Annotated in this window: 13 protein-coding genes; 9 read left to right on the top strand and 4 right to left on the bottom strand. The window is 61.3% G+C overall.

Translation table 11 applies throughout. From position 1 onward, the window contains the following. Positions 1 to 10 precede the first annotated feature (10 nt). From murB to K3180_RS00075, 9 genes are all read left to right on the top strand, one after another. The gene (gene murB, locus K3180_RS00115; protein WP_247710226.1) at positions 11 to 940 is read left to right on the top strand and encodes a UDP-N-acetylmuramate dehydrogenase; all 930 of its coding nucleotides are present in this window, start codon (positions 11 to 13) and stop codon (positions 938 to 940) included. Between the two features lie 9 nt (positions 941 to 949). Further along, positions 950 to 1,918 carry a D-alanine--D-alanine ligase gene (locus tag K3180_RS00110; protein ID WP_221537635.1) on the top strand — a complete coding sequence of 323 codons (969 nt, stop codon included), beginning with the start codon at positions 950 to 952 and terminating at the stop codon, positions 1,916 to 1,918. Beyond that, complete coding sequence (locus K3180_RS00105; protein WP_221537634.1) at positions 1,911 to 2,819, top strand: cell division protein FtsQ/DivIB; 909 nt, start codon at positions 1,911 to 1,913, stop codon at positions 2,817 to 2,819. Before K3180_RS00110 ends, K3180_RS00105 begins: the two co-directional genes overlap by 8 nt. Beyond that, positions 2,819 to 4,117, top strand: a complete 1,299-nt coding sequence (gene ftsA, locus K3180_RS00100) for a cell division protein FtsA (RefSeq protein WP_247710206.1) — start codon at positions 2,819 to 2,821, stop codon at positions 4,115 to 4,117. The genes K3180_RS00105 and ftsA overlap by 1 nt, the downstream gene beginning before the upstream one ends. A gap of 138 nt (positions 4,118 to 4,255) precedes the next feature. Beyond that, positions 4,256 to 6,085 (top strand): cell division protein FtsZ, encoded by a 1,830-nt coding sequence (gene ftsZ, locus K3180_RS00095; RefSeq protein WP_221537633.1) that lies wholly within the window; start codon positions 4,256 to 4,258, stop codon positions 6,083 to 6,085. 40 nt (positions 6,086 to 6,125) lie between these two features. Beyond that, on the top strand, positions 6,126 to 7,904 hold the full coding sequence (locus K3180_RS00090) for an SPOR domain-containing protein (RefSeq protein WP_221537632.1): 1,779 nt from the start codon (positions 6,126 to 6,128) through the stop codon (positions 7,902 to 7,904). A 145-nt stretch (positions 7,905 to 8,049) separates the two neighbouring features. After that, positions 8,050 to 8,553 (top strand): type III secretion system chaperone family protein, encoded by a 504-nt coding sequence (locus K3180_RS00085; protein WP_221537631.1) that lies wholly within the window; start codon positions 8,050 to 8,052, stop codon positions 8,551 to 8,553. 126 nt (positions 8,554 to 8,679) lie between these two features. After that, positions 8,680 to 9,462: a Bax inhibitor-1/YccA family protein gene (locus tag K3180_RS00080; protein ID WP_221537630.1), complete on the top strand. Its 783-nt coding sequence runs from the start codon at positions 8,680 to 8,682 to the stop codon at positions 9,460 to 9,462. A gap of 344 nt (positions 9,463 to 9,806) precedes the next feature. Next, positions 9,807 to 10,616: a hypothetical protein gene (locus K3180_RS00075; protein ID WP_221537629.1), complete on the top strand. Its 810-nt coding sequence runs from the start codon at positions 9,807 to 9,809 to the stop codon at positions 10,614 to 10,616. Between the two features lie 65 nt (positions 10,617 to 10,681). Here K3180_RS00075 and K3180_RS00070 read toward each other — a convergent pair whose 3' ends face one another. Genes K3180_RS00070 through K3180_RS00055 form a run of 4 tightly spaced genes read right to left on the bottom strand, consistent with a single transcriptional unit; the run spans position 10,682 to position 17,686 of the window. Continuing rightward, positions 10,682 to 12,715 carry a glycoside hydrolase family 97 protein gene (locus K3180_RS00070; RefSeq protein ID WP_221537628.1) on the bottom strand — a complete coding sequence of 678 codons (2,034 nt, stop codon included), beginning with the start codon at positions 12,713 to 12,715 and terminating at the stop codon, positions 10,682 to 10,684. Beyond that, positions 12,712 to 14,316, bottom strand: coding sequence for an alpha-amylase family glycosyl hydrolase (locus tag K3180_RS00065; RefSeq protein WP_221538043.1), 1,605 nt, complete (start codon positions 14,314 to 14,316; stop codon positions 12,712 to 12,714). The genes K3180_RS00070 and K3180_RS00065 overlap by 4 nt, the downstream gene beginning before the upstream one ends. Positions 14,317 to 14,330: 14 nt before the next feature. Further along, complete coding sequence (locus K3180_RS00060) at positions 14,331 to 16,169, bottom strand: alpha-amylase family glycosyl hydrolase (protein WP_221537627.1); 1,839 nt, start codon at positions 16,167 to 16,169, stop codon at positions 14,331 to 14,333. After that, the gene (locus tag K3180_RS00055) at positions 16,166 to 17,686 is read right to left on the bottom strand and encodes a tryptophan halogenase family protein (RefSeq protein ID WP_345719397.1); all 1,521 of its coding nucleotides are present in this window, start codon (positions 17,684 to 17,686) and stop codon (positions 16,166 to 16,168) included. The genes K3180_RS00060 and K3180_RS00055 overlap by 4 nt, the downstream gene beginning before the upstream one ends. Between the last annotated feature and the right edge of the window lie 26 nt (positions 17,687 to 17,712).

The following is a 17,712-nucleotide window of genomic DNA, read 5'->3' as shown; positions in this document are numbered from 1 at the left end:
GGATGACGGCATGGCTCCGGATTGCGCCGTCGACGGCGGGATCGAAGCGCCCATCGATACCGACGGCTTGCGGGGCAAGCTGACGCCGGATGCGCCGCTGGCCAAGCTGGTCTGGTTCAAGAGCGGGGGGAAGGCCGACTGGCTGTTCGAACCGGCCGACATGGACGATCTCAGGGAATTCCTCCGCCGTCTGGGCGGTGATTTGCCGATCATGGCGCTGGGCCTCGGCTCGAACATGATCGTGCGCGATGGCGGCGTGCCGGGCGTGGTTATCAAGCTCGGCAAACAGTTCGCGGATGTCAGCATCGATGATGAAAGCTGCATTGTCGAGTGCGGCGGCGGCGCACATGGCATCCTCGTTGCCAGCGCCGCGCGTGATTGCGGTGTGGCGGGCCTCGAATTCATGCGCGGTATTCCCGGCACGGTCGGCGGGTTCGTGAGAATGAACGGCGGCGCCTATGGCCGTGAGGTGAGCGATGTGCTGATCGATTGCACCGTGGTCATGCCTGGCGGGCAATGCCTCACGCTGCCCGCCGCCGACCTGCAATATTCCTATCGCCATTCTGCCCTGCCCAAGGGTGCAGTCGTCGTCTCCGCGCGTTTTCAGGGCGTGCCGGGCGACCCCGAAGCGATCGGGGCGAAGATGGACGAAATCGCCGAAGCACGCGAGAATTCGCAGCCTCTGCGGACGAAGACGGGCGGTTCGACCTTCAAGAATCCTCCCGGCAAGAAGGCCTGGGAGCTGGTTGACGCGGCCGGGTGCCGGGGTCTGAAGATGGGCGGCGCACAGGTAAGCGAAAAGCACGCCAACTTCCTGATCAATACAGGGGATGCGACCAGCGCTGACATCGAAGGCCTGGGCGAGGAAGTTAGGCGCCGCGTCTATGCGAATTCGGGCACCGAACTCGAATGGGAAATCCAGCGTGTGGGGCGACCGTAAGGAACAATAATGACCGATCTCCCCAAACTCCATGTCGCCGTCCTGATGGGTGGCTGGGCCAATGAGCGGCCCGTCAGCCTGATGTCCGGCGAAGGTGTCGCAAAGGCGCTGGAAGAGCGCGGCCACAAGGTTACGCGGATCGACATGGACCGGCAGGTCGCGGCGCGGATTGCAGAGGCTTCGCCCGATGTCGTGTTCAACGCACTTCACGGTGTGCCGGGCGAGGATGGCAGCGTGCAGGGCATGATGGACCTGATGGGCGTGCCCTATACCCATTCGGGTCTCGCAACTTCGGTGATCGCTATCGACAAGCAGCTGACCAAGCAGGCGCTAGTGCCGCATGGCATTCCCATGCCCGGCGGACGGATCGTGAAGAGCGCGGACCTGTTCGAACGCGATCCGATCGCGCGGCCTTATGTGCTGAAGCCGGTTAACGAGGGCAGCTCCGTCGGCGTAGCCATCGTCACTGACGAGGGGAATTACGGCAACCCGATCGCACGCGATGCCAAGGGCCCCTGGCAGGATTTTGCCGAGCTGCTGGCCGAACCCTATATCAAGGGTCGTGAGATGACCGCTGCGGTAGTCGATTTCCCCGAAGGTTCGCGTGCGCTCGCAGTCACCGAACTCAAGCCCAAGAGCGGCTTCTACGATTTCGATGCCAAATATACCGACGGCATGACCGATCATATCTGCCCTGCGGACATTCCCGACCATATCCGCGATCTGTGTCTCGAAATCGCGCTCAAGGCGCATAAGGTGCTCGGCTGCCGCGGCACCAGCCGCACCGATTTCCGCTGGGACGAAGAGCAGGGCGAGGACGGGCTCTTCGTGCTGGAAACCAACACTCAGCCGGGTATGACCCCGCTCAGCCTCGTGCCCGAACAGGCGCGGCACATCGGCATCGAATACGGCGAACTGGTCGAAACGATCATTGCAGCGGCATTGCGCCATCATGAAGGCAGGGGAAGCGATGGCTAAGGTCAACCGCAAACCCACCGGCGTCCGCCGGTCTGCCGCGGCGCGCAGCCGCAACCAGAAGGCGCGGGCTGCCAAGCGCCACACCTCGGGTCTGCTCGACCGGGCCATGACGGCGCTGCCCTTTACCGAGGAGCAGTGGCACAAGTTCTTTCTCGTCATCCTCCTTGCGATCGGGATGGTTATCGCCTGGAGCGTGGCGAACTACGCCGGCGTGCCCGAAATGATGAAGATGGAGCTGGCCAAATCCGCCAGCCGCGCAGGTTTTGAAGTGAAACGAGTGCGCGTGACCGGTGTCGAGCGGCTTAACAAGCAGATTATATACGAACGCGTACTGGGCGAGCAGGACCGGCCTATGCCGCTGGTGGAGGTCGAGGAAATTCGCGAGCGGCTGCTCGACCTGTCGTGGGTGAAGGATGCGCGAGTGTCGCGGCAGCTTCCCGACTTGCTTCGGATTGATATCGTTGAGCGAGAGCCGCACGCCGTCGTCCAGAAGCCCGACCGGCTGATCCTCGTCGATGAGACCGGGCATGAACTTGAACCGGTTTCCCGCGAAATGGCCAAGGACATGCTCCTGATTTCCGGTCCGGGCGCGCAGAAACAAGTCGCCGAACTGGGCCGCTTGCTCGATGCGGCGCCTGCGCTCAAGCCGCAGATCGCGGCAGCCGAATGGATCGGCAATCGCCGCTGGAACCTGACCTTCAAGACCGACCAGATGCTTGCCTTGCCGGAAGGCGACAAGGGTCCGGCCGCGCTGGTCAAATTCGCCGAGATGGATGGGCGAAACAGGTTGATCGGCGGCAAGGCCATAGCCATCGACATGCGTGTGCCCGACCGTGCCTATCTGCGCTGCGCCGATGGCCCCTGTCCGCGCGGTATGTCTGCCGGGGTGAGCGCGGAATAATGGCAACCTCTCCCCATTTGCCGCTGCCGCGCATCACCCGCGTCCAGGCCGCGGTGAATATCGGTTCGTTCCGCATTTCCGCCATGGTCATGGGACAGGGCGAGGATGGCGAGATGATCGTGCTGGGTTCCTCGCACCGCAAGAGCGAGGGCATCAAGCGTGGTTATGTCACCGACATGGAGGCAGCGACCCATGCTATCCGGGCCGCCGTCGAGACGGCCGAGGCCAATGCCAACACCAGCGTTTCCGGCGTATGGATCGGCTGCGCGGGGGCGGGGCTTTCCAGCAAGATCGTCAGCGTCGAAATCGCCATCGGCGGGCGGCGGATCGACGAGGATGATGTCGAGCACCTCCTTTTCGCGGCGCGCGACCACATTCAGCCCGACGGACGAATGGTGTTGCACGCCCAGCCTGCCCATTACACACTCGACGGGGCGCATGGCGTCGCCAATCCCATCGGCTTGCATGCAGAATCGCTGGGTGTCGATATCCATGTGACGCTGGCCGAGGGTGCGCCGGTACGAAACCTGATCGAGGCGGTGCAGAGCGCCCATCTGGATGTCGAAGGCGTCGTCGCCAGTCCGCTTGCCGCCGCCTATGCCTGCCTGTCGAACGAAGAACGCGATCTTGGCGTGGCGCTGGTCGAGATCGGGGCGCAGGTCACCAACGTTTCCGTCCACGCAGGCGGCATGTTGCTCGGCCTTCGCTCGATCCCAGTCGGCTCGAACGACATCACGGATGCGATTGCCAGCTCGCTCGGCATCCGGCGCGGTCAGGCGGAGCGACTGAAGTGCGTTTCGGGTTCGGCCATAGCCACGCCCAGCGATCACCGCGAGATGATCCCTGTCAACGGCCCGGGAGAAGATACGGGCGGACGACCGGCGCGGGGAGCGGATGAACAGAACAGAATTGCGCGCGCGGAACTCGTCTCGGTCGTCACCGACCGGTTGGGGACCATGACTACAGAAATAGGCAAGGGATTGAAGGGGCTCGGGTTTTCCGATGCGAACGCCGGCCAGGTGGTACTTACCGGGGGCGGTGCCGAATTGCATGGCATTGCGGAATTCATGCAGGGAGCGCTGGGCCTTCCCGTGCGCCGCGGCAAGCCGCCAGCGCTGCGCGGACTACCTGAAGCACATGCCACGCCCGGTTTCGCCACGCTGGCAGGACTATGCCTCTATGCATCCGAAGATCCGGTCGACATTCGCTCGATCGGACCGAGCTATCAGCCGACCAGGCGATACTCCGGACTGGGGCTCGTGAACCGTGTCGTCCAGGCTGTCCGGGAATATTTCTGATATGTCTGCAAAACCAGCCGAAATTCGGCGCGTCTTGCAGTGGATAACGCCATTTAACCTTTGCATGCGTGATTCGCTTTGTGCCAAAAGCGAGGGCGATACGGCTTCGGCCCAATTTTTCTCCCGAGGGAACACCTGATGAGCATCAATATCGGACCCGCCTCCAGCGACGACATGCGCCCCAAGATCATGGTGGTCGGTGTCGGCGGGGCGGGCGGCAACGCCATTGCCAACATGATCGATTCCGAAATCGAAGGCGTCGATTTCATCGTCGCCAATACCGATGCGCAGGCCCTCACAACTTCTCCCGCTGAAAAGCGTATCCAGCTCGGTCCCGACATTACAGGCGGCCTCGGCGCTGGCGCCCGTCCCGAAGTGGGCAAGGCTGCCGCCGAAGAAACGGTCGAGGACATCGAGGATGCGCTCGAAGGCGTGAACATGTGTTTCATCGCGGCCGGCATGGGCGGCGGCACGGGCACGGGCGCTGCGCCGGTCATCGCGGAAGCCGCGCGCCGCAAGGGCGTGTTGACAGTAGGCGTCGTCACCAAGCCCTTCCTGTTCGAGGGCACGCGCCGTATGCGTGCTGCCGAAGCGGGAATCGACGAGCTGCAGAAGCATGTCGATACGCTGATCGTCATTCCCAACCAGAACCTGTTCCTGGTCGCCAAGGCGGACACCACCTTCAAGGAAGCCTTCGCGCTGGCCGACGAGGTGCTGCAGCAGGGCGTTCGCTCGATCACCGATCTCATGGTCATGCCGGGCCTCATCAACCTCGACTTCGCCGACGTGCGCAGCGTGATGAGCGAAATGGGCAAGGCGATGATGGGTACCGGAACGGGCGAGGGCGATAATCGCGCTCTCGAAGCGGCCGAGCGTGCGATCGCCAATCCGCTCCTCGACGGTGTGTCCATGGCGGGTGCCAAGGGCGTGATTATCTCGATCATCGGCGGTGAGGACATGAAGCTCCTCGAAGTCGACGAGGCGGCCAATCACATCCGCGAACTGGTCGATGACGATGCCAACATCATCTGGGGCAGCGCTTTCAATCCGGATCTCGACGGGAAGATCCGCGTATCCGTAGTCGCCACGGGTATCGAGAACGATGGATCGGTTGCGCCCACGCAGCAACGTAGCTTCAGCATGTCGCCGCAGCGCGCTCCTCAGCGTCCGGTGCTCGACCTGCAGGAAAGCACCCCCGAAGAAGAGCCTTTCGAACTGAACGAGGGGCTGTCGGCCGACCCCGAACCTACACCGGAACCGGCCTCCACCTATCAGCAGCCAGCCGCCGAGCCGGTCGAGGCGAAATACGATGATAGCCACGACGATGAAGGGCCGCTGGTGAAACCGGCAGGTCTTTCTCCTGCCGGGGGCGGCGATTATGGTTATGATGCGGATGAGGACGACTATGACGATGTCGATGGCATCGTCGATCCTCTGGCCGGTATGCGCAATGACGACACCGAACGCTTCGATGACGAGGGCGATGCCGGTGTGCCCCCGCCTGCGGACGACAAGGGTTATGCCCACGGTGTCGGCGAAGACGAGGGCTGGAGCGACGAGGGCGAGCGCCATGCTTCGCCCCCGCTCGACCTGTCGGATGAAGCCGACGACGATGCGCTTGAACTGGGAAGCGATCAATATGCCGACCGGGGAAGCCCGCTTTCGCAGAAGCCGGCGCGCAGGCCCCTGTTTTCCGGCCAGAGCGAAACCGGCGGCGAAGGCACAGGTGGCGTAAGTGGCGCTTCCGGTGGCGGGGCTTCCGGAGATGGAACTGCCGGGAGCGGCACCGGCGGTGGTGGTCCGCCTGCAGGCGGAGGCTCGACCCAGGGCAGTACGCTGTTCGAACGCATGGCCAATCTCTCGCGCGGATCGAGCTCCAGCCAGGACGAGGATGAAGACGACGACGAGGATGAAGGCGGTAGCGGCCTTAACATTCCGCGTTTCCTCGGTCGCCAGAACAATCAGTAACCTAGAACCAATGCGTTATACTGCGCGTTGGTGAATAGAAATGGCTAGATACGAAGCCAAAAAATGGGCCGCCGGGGCCGCTATCGTAGCGCTTGCTGCGAGCGGTCAGGGGCTGCGCTCACAAGAAGTGGTGCAGCCGCTTCCACCACCGGGTTCGCAGGAATTGAGTGCCGCCCTCCAGCGGCTTGCCGATAATGGCAACGACGTGTCGGCGCTGCTCGATGCCGGTGATGCGGCTATCAAGCTCGGCGATGTAACCGCGGCGATCGGGTTTTTCGGGCGGGCGCAGGCCCTGACGCCTTCCAACCCACGGATATCGCTCGGACTTGCGCGTGCCTACACGCTGTCGCGCCGCCCGGTCGAGGCGCTGCGCTTGTTCGCAGAAGCGGAAAAGGGCGGAATCTCGCAGCAGGTCATGGCTGCAGAACGAGGACTTGCCTTCGATCTGGTGGGAGATTCGCGCAGTGCGCAGGAACTTTACCGCATCGCCCTCGAGGCGGGTGCGGGTGACGAGGTGCGGCGCAACCTCGCTTTGAGCCTGGCGATTTCCGGCGACAGGGCAGGGTTCGAAGAGACATTGTTGCCGCTCCTCGAACAGGGCGATTTCGCAGCGTTCAGGACCCGTTCCTTTGGCCTCGCCATTCTCGGCGAGACCGATGCCGCCATCAAGATCGCGCGCGACATGATGTCCGCCCAAATGGCTTCACGTATCGAACCCTACCTGCGCTACATGACCCGGCTTACGCCGGCTCAGCAGGCCGCTGCGGGGGCATTGGGCGTTTTTCCGGGTTCGGCCGCGATCGGCCAGGACGATGCCCAGATTGCAGCCTATTCGCCAACTCGAGGGCGACAGGCGGGCAATGCCGATAGCCGCCTCGAACCGGCAGGACGACCGCTGGGCCCGCAAAGCTCCGCGTCTTCGGCAAATCGCTCGACCCACCAGCAGCAAAGAGATCGGAGCCAATCCGAAGCTGCAACCGCTGCTTCGCGGACTGTCGAAGTTTCTCCGGTCGAACGTGCTGCCGAACTCCCCTCAGTAAACCGGGAGCCCGCAACGCAGCCGATCGACCTGGGCCCGCAGCCTGCGCGACAGGCGCCTCCACCCCCGCCAGCGCGCCAGAATCTCGAGCAGGCCTTTGCCGCCTTCGATCTCGACAAAACCATTTCGACGGCCCCGCGCACAGGTGCAGTGGATATCCGGACAATCGATGCACCGCGCGAAACGGACGAGCCCGCTGCCCCTGTCCATCCACCGCGGCATTGGGTGCAGGTGGCAACGGGTCGGGACATTTCCGCGCTGGGTTTCGACTGGCGTAGAATCAGCCGCAATGCAGAGGGTCATCTGGCTGGAAAATCCGCCTTTACCGCTCCCTGGGGCGAGGCGAACCGTCTCCTTGCCGGACCATACGACACACTCCGCGAGGCGCGCGAAGTCGTCGACAGGCTCAAAGCGATCGGGCTCGACAGTTTCCCGTTTAGCAGCGCGAGAGGGGAAGAAATCTTTCCGCTTGGCGGAGCAAGGCCTGCCCCGGCCGCTGCAAAGCCCAGTCATCCCTCGCGTCACTGGGTGCAGGTGGCGACGGGCAGGGACCGGGACGCATTGGGCTTCGACTGGCGGCGAATTTCGCGCGGCGCTGAGGGCTCGCTGGAAGCGAAGGGTCCCTTCGTTGCGAAATGGGGTGAAGCCAACCGCCTGTTGGCTGGTCCCTATCCTTCCGCCAGCGAGGCGCGTGATGCGGTCAACCGTCTGAAGCAACTCGGCATCGACAGCTTTCCCTTTACCAGCGAAGAGGGCGAGGTCGTCGAGGCGCTCGACTGACCAGGCGGATCTATCCGTATCCACGGCTTGTTCACAGGCTTTGCACAAGCCGATTGGGTTCTCCCCAGCACCGACCAGTCGGCAGATTGCCAAGTACCCGCACCATTCTGCACATGAACCACATGAATTGGACCGGACCCTATTGATGCACGCCGTTGAACCGCGATTCGAGGTCGAGGACGACGCGGCGCCGCTCGACATGCTGATGGCGTTGTTCGAAGCGCGCGGTTGGCCTTGCGAAGCCAATGCTGAAGAGATTTGCGGCGAAATCCAGGGCAGTTGGGCGAAATACCAGTTGCGCGGCGTGTGGCGCGGGGAAGATCGCGTCCTCCAGATACTGTGCCTTCCGGATGTTCGCATAGCGTCGGAAAAGCTCGGCGCCGCCCACGAACTCGTCGCTCTGGCCAACGAACAGATGTGGCTCGGCCATTTCGACATCTGGTCCAACGGCGGCGTGCTACTCTATCGCAACGGAACCTTGCTCGGTAACGACGGCATGTTGAGCCTCGCCCAGGCACAATCGCTGGTGGAGATTGCGGTCGAGGAGTGCGACCGGTTCTATCCCGCCTTCCAGTTCGTGCTGTGGGGAGACAAAAGTCCGCAGGAAGCCCTCAAGTCGGCGATGGTCGATGCGGCCGGTGAAGCCTGAGCCAGGTCATGCTTGTACGTTAAGCGTGTAGCTACCGGTTTCGCTTGAAATCCGGTGTCAATAACCCGATATTGCCAACAGAAGCGGGGCCTTGGGTTCGCCCCTGCACATGGGAGTTTATTGCAAATGGCCAACTGGAACGAAACCGACCGCAGACCGGACGTGACGTCCGTTCCGCGCGCTGGCGATGCGGTTGCCCGCGGAACCACGTTCGACGCGGGCCTGCGCCAGCACATGCTGTCGATCTACAATATGATGGCGTCGGGCGTGCTGCTGACCGGCATCGTCGCCCTGCTGTTCGTGAACACCGCGCTGTTCGAAGCTGCCTATCAGGTCACTCAGACGCCTTATGGCCGTTCCGTGCAGCCGACCATGCTGGGATGGATCATCTCGCTGTCGCCACTGGCCTTCATCCTGGTGCTGAGCTTTGGCGGAATCCAGCGTTTTTCCAAGACAACGCTGCAAGCCTTCTTCTGGAGCTTCGCGGTACTGTTCGGCATGTCGATGTCGACGATCTTCGCCACTTACACCGGTGAATCGATCGCTTCGGCCTTCTTCGCGGCTGCTGCTGCATTCGCTGGCCTCAGCCTTTTCGGTTATACGACGAAGAAGAACCTGTCCGGCTGGGGAAGCTTCCTGCTGATGGGTCTGATCGGCATCATCGTTGCGATGCTGCTCAATGCCTTCTTCTTCCAGTCGGGGGCGATGGGCCTCGTAATCAACATCCTCGGCGTGCTGATCTTCGCGGGCTTCACGGCTTACGATACGCAGCGCCTGAAGAATGAATATGCCTATGTTCGCGGCACCGAATATGCGGGCAAGGCAATCGTGATGGGTGCTCTCAGCCTCTATCTCGACTTCATCAACCTGTTCATGTTCCTGCTGCAGTTCCTCGGTAGCCGCGAGTAATCGTGCACTACCGACCGCAGCAGCGGAGCAAGTGATCGTGCCCGGGGCGAAACTCTCGCTCCGGGCATTTTCTTTGCCTCCTCAAGACGCTAGGATGTCACTGCTTCAGCTTCCGTCAATGATGGACGGGCGAAAATGACAGCCAGAATCTTGAGGAGGGTCGGCGCATCGTGAGCCGCATTTCAGTACAATCCATTCGTCTCGCCGCGCTGGTTGCGGGTCTTAGCGCAATCGCCGCTTGCACTACCCCGCCGCCGCCACCCCCACCTCCGCCACCTCCGCCACCGCCGCCGCCGGTTGTTATTCCGCCCAAACCGACGCCGCCGATGAATGCGACGGCGGGCATGACCATACCGATGGTTGCGGCAACGGGTGTGCGCCAGACGGTCAATGCGAACATCAGTACAGCGCAGACCACCTGGAACCTGCGTTCGGCCCTGAACGTGGCTGCGCTCAATTGCCTCGACCCCGAATACGCTGGGCTGGTCGACAATTACGGGGCATTCCTGAAACGCAACGCCAAGGTACTTTCGTCCACGAACCGCGCTTTGCGGGGCGAATTTCGCGAGCGGTACGGGCAATCCTATCTCGACGATCAGGATGCCTATATGACGAAAGTCTACAACTACTTCGCGCTGCCGCCGGCAAAGAACGAATTCTGCGAGGTCTCCTTCGCGATCAGCAAGGAAGCGCTGCAGGTAGTACCGGATGATCTCGATACATTCGCAGCGACGGCTCTTCCGCGGATAGAAGGCGTGTTTGAAGATTTCTTCCGTGCATACGAACAATATCGCGTCGACCTGCAGGCGTGGAATTCGCAGTACGGCGCCTCCCCGGTGACCACCACAGTGCAAGGCTACGCGACTGCGATGGACCCTGCTGCGGGTGTCACGACGGACGCGATGGGCAATTCCGTGCCTATCGGGACGCTGGGCTCAACGTTGACCGATGTTCAGGGACCGGTCGACGAGGAACCTGCGACCGGTCAGGCGCCAATCGTTATAGCCACCGGCGATACTGCGCCCGATGGCGAACCGGTCTTAACCTTGCCCACAGAAGGACCGATCTTCCGGTCGGGCGAAGTGGTGCAGGGGGAGCAGGAAGAGCAGTCGGGGCAGGCGACGGTTGACGATACGCCAGACCCGCAAAACTGATCGCGAAGGATAGTGACCGGATCGAAGGGCGGTCGGAGCGATCCGGCCGCCCTTCTTGCGTCGGATCAGCCCTGCGGCACGAATTCGATGGCGAAACCGCCTGCCGGTGCAATCCGCAGGTCGAGTGTCTGGTCCGCCGATACCGTCACTATTTCCACATCCATCGCGTGGCGATCTTCTCCCAGCCCGTCGGCCTTCGCACCGTCGCGCCAGATGGTGGCTTCATAGGTCTTGCCCGGATCGAGGAAGGACAAGGGCACCTCTACTTCGCGCTCCGTTTCATCGGTAACCGCACCGACATACCAGTTAAGTGTATTCCGGTCGCGCCGCGCGATCACGGCATATTCGCCCACTTTACCATCGACGAGCATGCTCTCCGCCCAGTCGGCAGGGACGCGCTTCACAAAGTCCAGCGCGCGCGGATATTTCACGAGATTTTCCGGAAGATCGGCGACCATCTGGATAGGCGAGTAAATCGTCACGTAGAAGGCCAGCTGGCGGGCAAGCGTGCTCGGCAAATCGGGCGCGGTAGCCCCGCGGCCCTCAAGCGAGAAGACGCCCGGGGTATAGTCCATCGGCCCGGCCAGCAGGCGAGTGAAGATCAGTTCGGGTACATGGCCCGGATCGTTCTTTGGTTCCGCCCAGGCATCGTATTCCGCCCCCCGCGCACCTTCGCGACTGACCCAGTTGGGATAGGTGCGCCTTAGCCCGGTATCCTTGATCGGTTCGTGCGGATTGACGGAAATCTGGTGCTCGGCAGCTTCCTCGACCACCTTGAGATGGTGGCGGACCATTTCCTGCCCGTCGTGCCACACGAACGTCTCGTCTGAACCCCCTTCGCCAGCAGGCGCAATCACTCCTCCCGCATCGGCGACATAGCCGCTCTTCACGGCATCTATCCCGAGGTTCTCGTAGAATGCCATCGCGTCTTCGAGTTGCTCCTCATAGACCTTGATATTGCCGCCGGTTTCGTGATGGCCGATGATACGGACGCCCTTGTCCTCGGCATAGCGGGCAACTTCGGCGATATCGAAATCGGGATAGGCCTCGGTGAACTCGAACTCGCGGCCGTTGCCGAACCAGTTACCGTCCCAGCCCTTGTTCCAGCCTTCGATCAGCACTCCGCGGAAGCCGTGTTCTGCCGCGAAATCGATATATTTCTTGGCGTTTTCGGTGGTCGCACCATGTTTCTCGCCGCTGGCCCAGCTCTCGATATCGAGATGCATGCCCCACCAGATGCCGATGTATTTGTGCGGAGTGAACCAGCTCACATCGCCGAGCTTGTTGGGCTCGTTGAGATTGAGCGTGATATCGCTTTCGAAGAGGCCCTTGGCGTCGGAAGAGATCAGGATCGTGCGCCAGGGAGTGTTGAATGCGCCTTCGCGAACTACCTTGGGGCCGCGCGGCGATGGAGCAAGCAGGGCGCGGAAACGCGTATCATCCACGCGTTTGAGCCACATTCCCGAGTAATCGACCAGCGAAGCCTCGTGAAAAGAGAGATGCGTGCCGTTGTCCATGACCATGGTCACCGGTGTATGCACGGTCGACAGCGCGCTTACGGGGCTCTTGGCATAGAGATATTCGTAGCGATTCCAGTCGCCGGCGGGGATGGACCATGCGGTTCCATCGCCTGCTATATTGAACTCGGTAAGCTCTTCGGCAATGCGGTAGACCGGCTGGGCCTCGCTATCGGGAAACTCGATACGCAAGCCGATGCCGTCATCGAAGACACGCAGGCGGGCGATGAATTCGCGCGGGCTCTCGTCCCGCTCGCGGAATGTCACGGCCAGCTCGTTGTGATGGTCCTTCACCCACTGCCGTTCGCCCCAGGGTTGCTCCCAGCTCGAATTGTGCGTCTGCTCACGAAATCCTGCGACTTCGAAATTGCGGCGCATCGGATCTGCATCGGTGAAGGTGAATCCGAGATTGGACTTAGCAATGATCGGCACACCGTCGCGACTGACCTCGTAATAGGGAATGCCTTCGCCATCGGCATCGAGTGTAACTTCTATGCGGCCATCGGGCGAGTTGACCGTCTCTGCATGGGCGGCAGACATGGGAAGCAATGCTGCGGAAAGGAGCAGGGCAAGGCGGGTCATATCGAAATCTCCGTGATGAGCGCGGCGTAAGGTGGCAATTGGTCCTTGCTCGCGCCGTTGATGGCGATCAGGGGCGAGCCTCCGCAATCGTGGATGTGGACCGGCGAACTGCCAAGGTTGAAGCGGAATTCGAGCCTTTGCCCGTCAGCTTCGCGCGATATCTCCAGCAAGTCGCCGCTGTGCCGACAAGTCAGGATCTCGCCATGACGCATGGCGGGATTGGCGGTGCGGAGTTTGATGGCCCTGCGGGTAAACGCGAGCAGGGAATTTTCGTCAGCTTCCTGTGCTTCCACCGAATTGGCCCGGTTTTCCTCGCCAATCGGAAGCCAGGGGGCGGTGCTGCCGAAACCCACGCTTTCGCTCTTGTCCCAAGGCATCGGTGTACGCGCCCCGTCCCGGCTCAGGGTCAGCGGCCAGTTGGCGATAGCCTCGGGGTCATGGAGCTGGTCGAAAGGAATATCGACCTGCATCAGTCCCAGTTCCTCGCCATAGTAGATGATGGCGTTGCCGCGCAGGCTCATCAGCAGAAGCGTCTTGAGCCGCACGAAGGCTTCCCGTTCATGCGGCTCGCACCAGCGACCGAGAGCACGAGGTGCATCGTGGTTTTCGAACGCCCAGCTCGGCCAGCCAAGACCCTCTTCCTCGGGCCAGTCGGCAAGCGATCGGCAGACCAGTTCAGGAGTCAGCTTGTCGGCATAGAGAAAATTGAAGCTGTAGGCGGAATTGAGATGGTCCTCGCCTGCCGTGAACAGGCGCATCTCGCGGAAAGCGTCGTCGCCGCCGACTTCGGCGACGGTAAAGATACCCTCGAACTCGTCGGTCAGCGAGCGGATGCGCTGGATGAAGCCCGGAATATCCGCATGGCTCTGGTTGTACTTCTTGACCTGGAAATCGAACGGGCGCGTGCGCGGCTTGCCATTGTCCGGTGCTGGGGGATTGTCGCGCAGCTCCGGATCATGCATCGCGAAATTGAGCGCATCGATACGAAATCCGTCGACTCCGCGTTCCAGCCAGAACCGCATGACACCCAGAATGGCGTCCTGCACCTCGCGGTTGTGCAGGTTAAGCTGGGGCTGCGAACTGAGAAAGTTGTGCAGGTAATATTGTCCGCGCCGCGCGTCCCAGGTCCATGCAGGGCCGCCGAAGACCGATTGCCAATTCGATGGCGGTGAGCCGTCGGGCTTCGCGTCGACCCAGACATACCAATCGCTTTTGGGATTTTCCCTGCTCGACCTGCTTTCCACGAACCAGGCATGTTCGTCCGAAGTGTGCGAATAGACCTGGTCGATCAGCACCCGCAGCCCCAGATCGTGGGCCTTGGCGACGAGGGCGTCGAAGTCCGCCAGATCCCCGAAAATCGGATCGACATCGCGATAGTCGGAAACATCGTAGCCGAAATCCTTCATGGGGGACTTGAAGAAAGGCGAGACCCAGATCGCATCCACGCCCAGCTTGGCGACATATGGCAGACGCTGGGTGATACCCGGCAAGTCGCCGATTCCGTCGCCATTCGAATCCATGAAGCTGCGCGGATAGATCTGGTAGATCGTCGCGCCTTTCCACCAGGGCAATGCCACGTCCGGCGAAAGTTCGGCCGTCATGTCGGTGCTAACATTCACTCTGCAACCTCCGATACGCGGCAGACGGCCCAGCCAAAGGCCTGAAGTGCGAAGGCGGCGCTGCCTGGTGCAGTCACCGTTGTCGGACAATCGCCCGCGAGTGTTTCGAAACTGCGCGCATCATAGCCGAGCGTGACATTGGCCCCGCGCGGCATCCCGGTCGTGTTGAAGACCGCGAGGTATTCGCTCCCGTCTTCCGGGTCGAAGCGGCTGACCGCGAAGATTCCCGGTTCCTGTTCGTAATGGCGTACAACCTGCCGACCTCGGGTGAAGGCGGGATGTGCACGGCGGATAGCGGAAAATTCGGCGATCAAGCGGTATAGCGGATGCGTTCGGTCGAAATTGCTCTGTGCAGTGGTCGCATCGGTCCCGATTAGATCGTTGTCGTTGTAAACCGCGGTTCGCGAGGGGAACATGTCTTCACGGGCAAGCTGGTCGTTGCCGTCGCCCACGAAACCCTGCTCGTCGCCGTAATAGACAACCGGAGACCCGCGCAGGCTCAGCATCATTGCATGGCCGAGCATCACACGGTCGAGGAGTTCCTCCTGTCCGATTTCGGGTTTGTCCCATTTGATGAGTGTCGAAAAGCGGCCCATGTCGTGGTTGCCGAGGAAGGTCGGCAGGTTGCGCGCGGTTTCCTCGCCTCCTTCATAGAGCACGTCACCATCGAACATATGCGCGAGCACGACTGTACCCTTGTCGCGACCCAGTACCTCTCGCATCGCCGCCTGGAACGCGAAATCCAGCACGGCGGGCAGTTTGTCGCGGCGCGTATATTCGGCAATATAGCCGTTCTCGGGCACGTCTTTGTAAACCTCCCCGAACATGTGAAAGTTCGGGATGCCGTTCTCATTTGCGACCGATTCCAGTGCGGGGACGAATTCCTGCCAGAAGCCCGGATCGACATGACGCGCGGTATCAATCCGGAACCCGTCGACACCCGTCTCGCGGACCCAATCGGAGAAGATTTCGATCATCCCAGCGCGCACGCGCGGATGCTCGGTGAAAAGGTCGTCGAGACCTGAGAAATCGCCGAAACGACTGTCCTCGCCAGTGAACGAGCTATTGCCTCGGTTGTGGTAATAGATCGGATCGTTCAGCCAGGACGGGACCTTCACGTCCTTTTCGGCTTCCGGAACGAACGGAACATATGCATAATTCGGATCGGTCAGCTTGGCGAAATTGGACGCGCTGCTGTCGCCATCGCCCATGAAGCCTTCGTTGATGCGCTCTCCATCCGGCCCACCGCGAGTCGAGTAGGGAAAATCGCCTTTGCTGCGATATTCGTAATTTGTGGCATCACCATCGGCATAGCGAATAACATCCGCCGTATGGTTGGTGATTATGTCCATATAGACCTTCATCCCGCGAGCATGGGCTGCATCCACGAAAGCCTTGAATTCTTCAGGCGTGCCGAAATGGCTGTCGGGACGGGTGAAGTCGGTGACCCAATATCCGTGGTAACCCGCGCTCTCATCACCTTCCGGCCCCTGTACCGGTTTGTTCTGGAAGATCGGCGCGAACCAGATCGCGGTGACGCCAAGCCCTTCGAGGTAATCGAGCCGCTGCGTCAGGCCGGCAAGGTCGCCACCGTGGAAGAAACCCTTGTGGGTGGGGTCGTATCCCGTGGTCAGGCGATCGCCGGTGAAATCGCCGGTGTCGTTTGTCGTGTCTCCGTTTTCGAACCGGTCGGGTAGAACGAAATAGACGATTTCCTCGCTTGGCAAGCGGTCGCGGAAGGATGCTGCCGACGTTTCGGACCCCGGAATCGCATCTTGAGCCGTTGCGCAAGCGGCAAGTCCGAGCGCGATGAGGGGAAGAGCGGTGCGGATCATGCGGTTCTTTCCAGTTTGGGCGCCGCGCAGGTAGCGGCGATGAATTCGGCGTGAGTGGGCAAGCGCCCGGCATTGCTCGAAACGATTGTGTGAATGTCGGACAGGAACTGCTCCAGCTCTTCCCGGGTCAGCACGTCGGCGAGCGGGTGATAGGTTTCGGGCACCACATTCTGCCCGTTCAGGACCTGGAACCAGCCCACCTCGACGAACAGTTCTTCCTGTTCGCGGAAAATCCTTCCGGTTGCGCGGAAGAGATCGATTTTTTCGCGCAGGCTTTCAGGGACCTCCATCTCGCGGCAGCGCACCCAGAAGTCCTCGTCGCGCTGGTTCGCATGGTAATGAAGGATGATAAAATCGCGGATGCGTTCGTAATCATATTCAATCCTGCGATTGTAGGCATCGATATTGGCTTGCCGGAAAGTGCGATCGGGAAAATGCGAAATCAGCTTCGCGATCGCATTCTGGATCAGGTGGATACTGGTCGATTCCAGCGGCTCTATGAAGCCTGAGGACAGCCCCATTGCGACCACGTTGCCGTTCCAGGCCTTTTTCCGCATGCCGGTCTTGAAAGGGATGGAGCGGGGTTCGGCGATGGGTTTGCCCTCGACCGTCTTCAGCAGCAGCGCGGTTGCTTCATCTTCGCTCATGTATTCGGTAGAGAAGACATGACCGTTGCCGGTGCGATGCTGCAAGGGGATGCGCCATTGCCAGCCAGCGGGATGGGCGATCGACTGCGTATAGGGACGTGACGGGCCGACATTCTCGGTCGGGACGGCGACGGCGCGGTCGCACAGCAGCCAATGCGTCCAGTCATCGAAGCCGGTCTGCAATTCCTGTTCGATCAGCAGGCCGCGAAAGCCCGAGCAGTCGATGAACAATTCGCCCTCGATCACTTCGCCCGATTTGAGCGTGATCGAGCGTATATGCCCGCTCTCACCGTCGCGCTGAGCACTCTCGACCAGGCCCTCTGTACGCGTCGCGCCGTTGTTCTCGGCAATTCCTCGCAGGAATTTCGCATAGAGGCCGGCGTCGAAGTGGAAGGCGTAGCTGATCCCGTCCAGCTGTGTGTTGGGGATTCGCGGCACGCGTGCGAACCGCATTCTGCGGGCTGCTTCCTCGTTGAAGGAATAATTGCCTAGTGGTCTTGCGACACCCTCTCGCCGACCGCGCAGCCAGTATTGCCAGAATTCGATCAAGTCGAGGCTTTGCCCGATTTGTCCGAACGCGTGCATATAGCTTTCGCCGACACGCCCCCAGTCGATGAATTCGATACCCAGCTTGAAGCTGCCCTGGGTGGCCTTGATAAAAGCGTTCTCGTCGATGCCGACAAGCCCGTTGAACAGGCGGATGGCAGGAATGGTCGCTTCGCCGACACCCACCGTGCCGATCTCGTCGCTCTCGACAAGACGGATGCCAAGCTGGTCGCCCATGGTGGCGGAAAGGGCCGCAGCGGCCATCCAGCCTGCGGTCCCTCCACCCACGATGACGACGTCGCGGATGCGACTATCATCGGTCACTAGCCTGCTCCCGGTTCATTGCTGCG

Source organism: Qipengyuania huizhouensis, assembly GCF_019711635.1.
GTDB lineage: Bacteria > Pseudomonadota > Alphaproteobacteria > Sphingomonadales > Sphingomonadaceae > Qipengyuania > Qipengyuania huizhouensis.
Note: the sequence above shows the minus strand (reverse complement) of the source record. Positions and strands in the feature narration are given on the sequence as shown.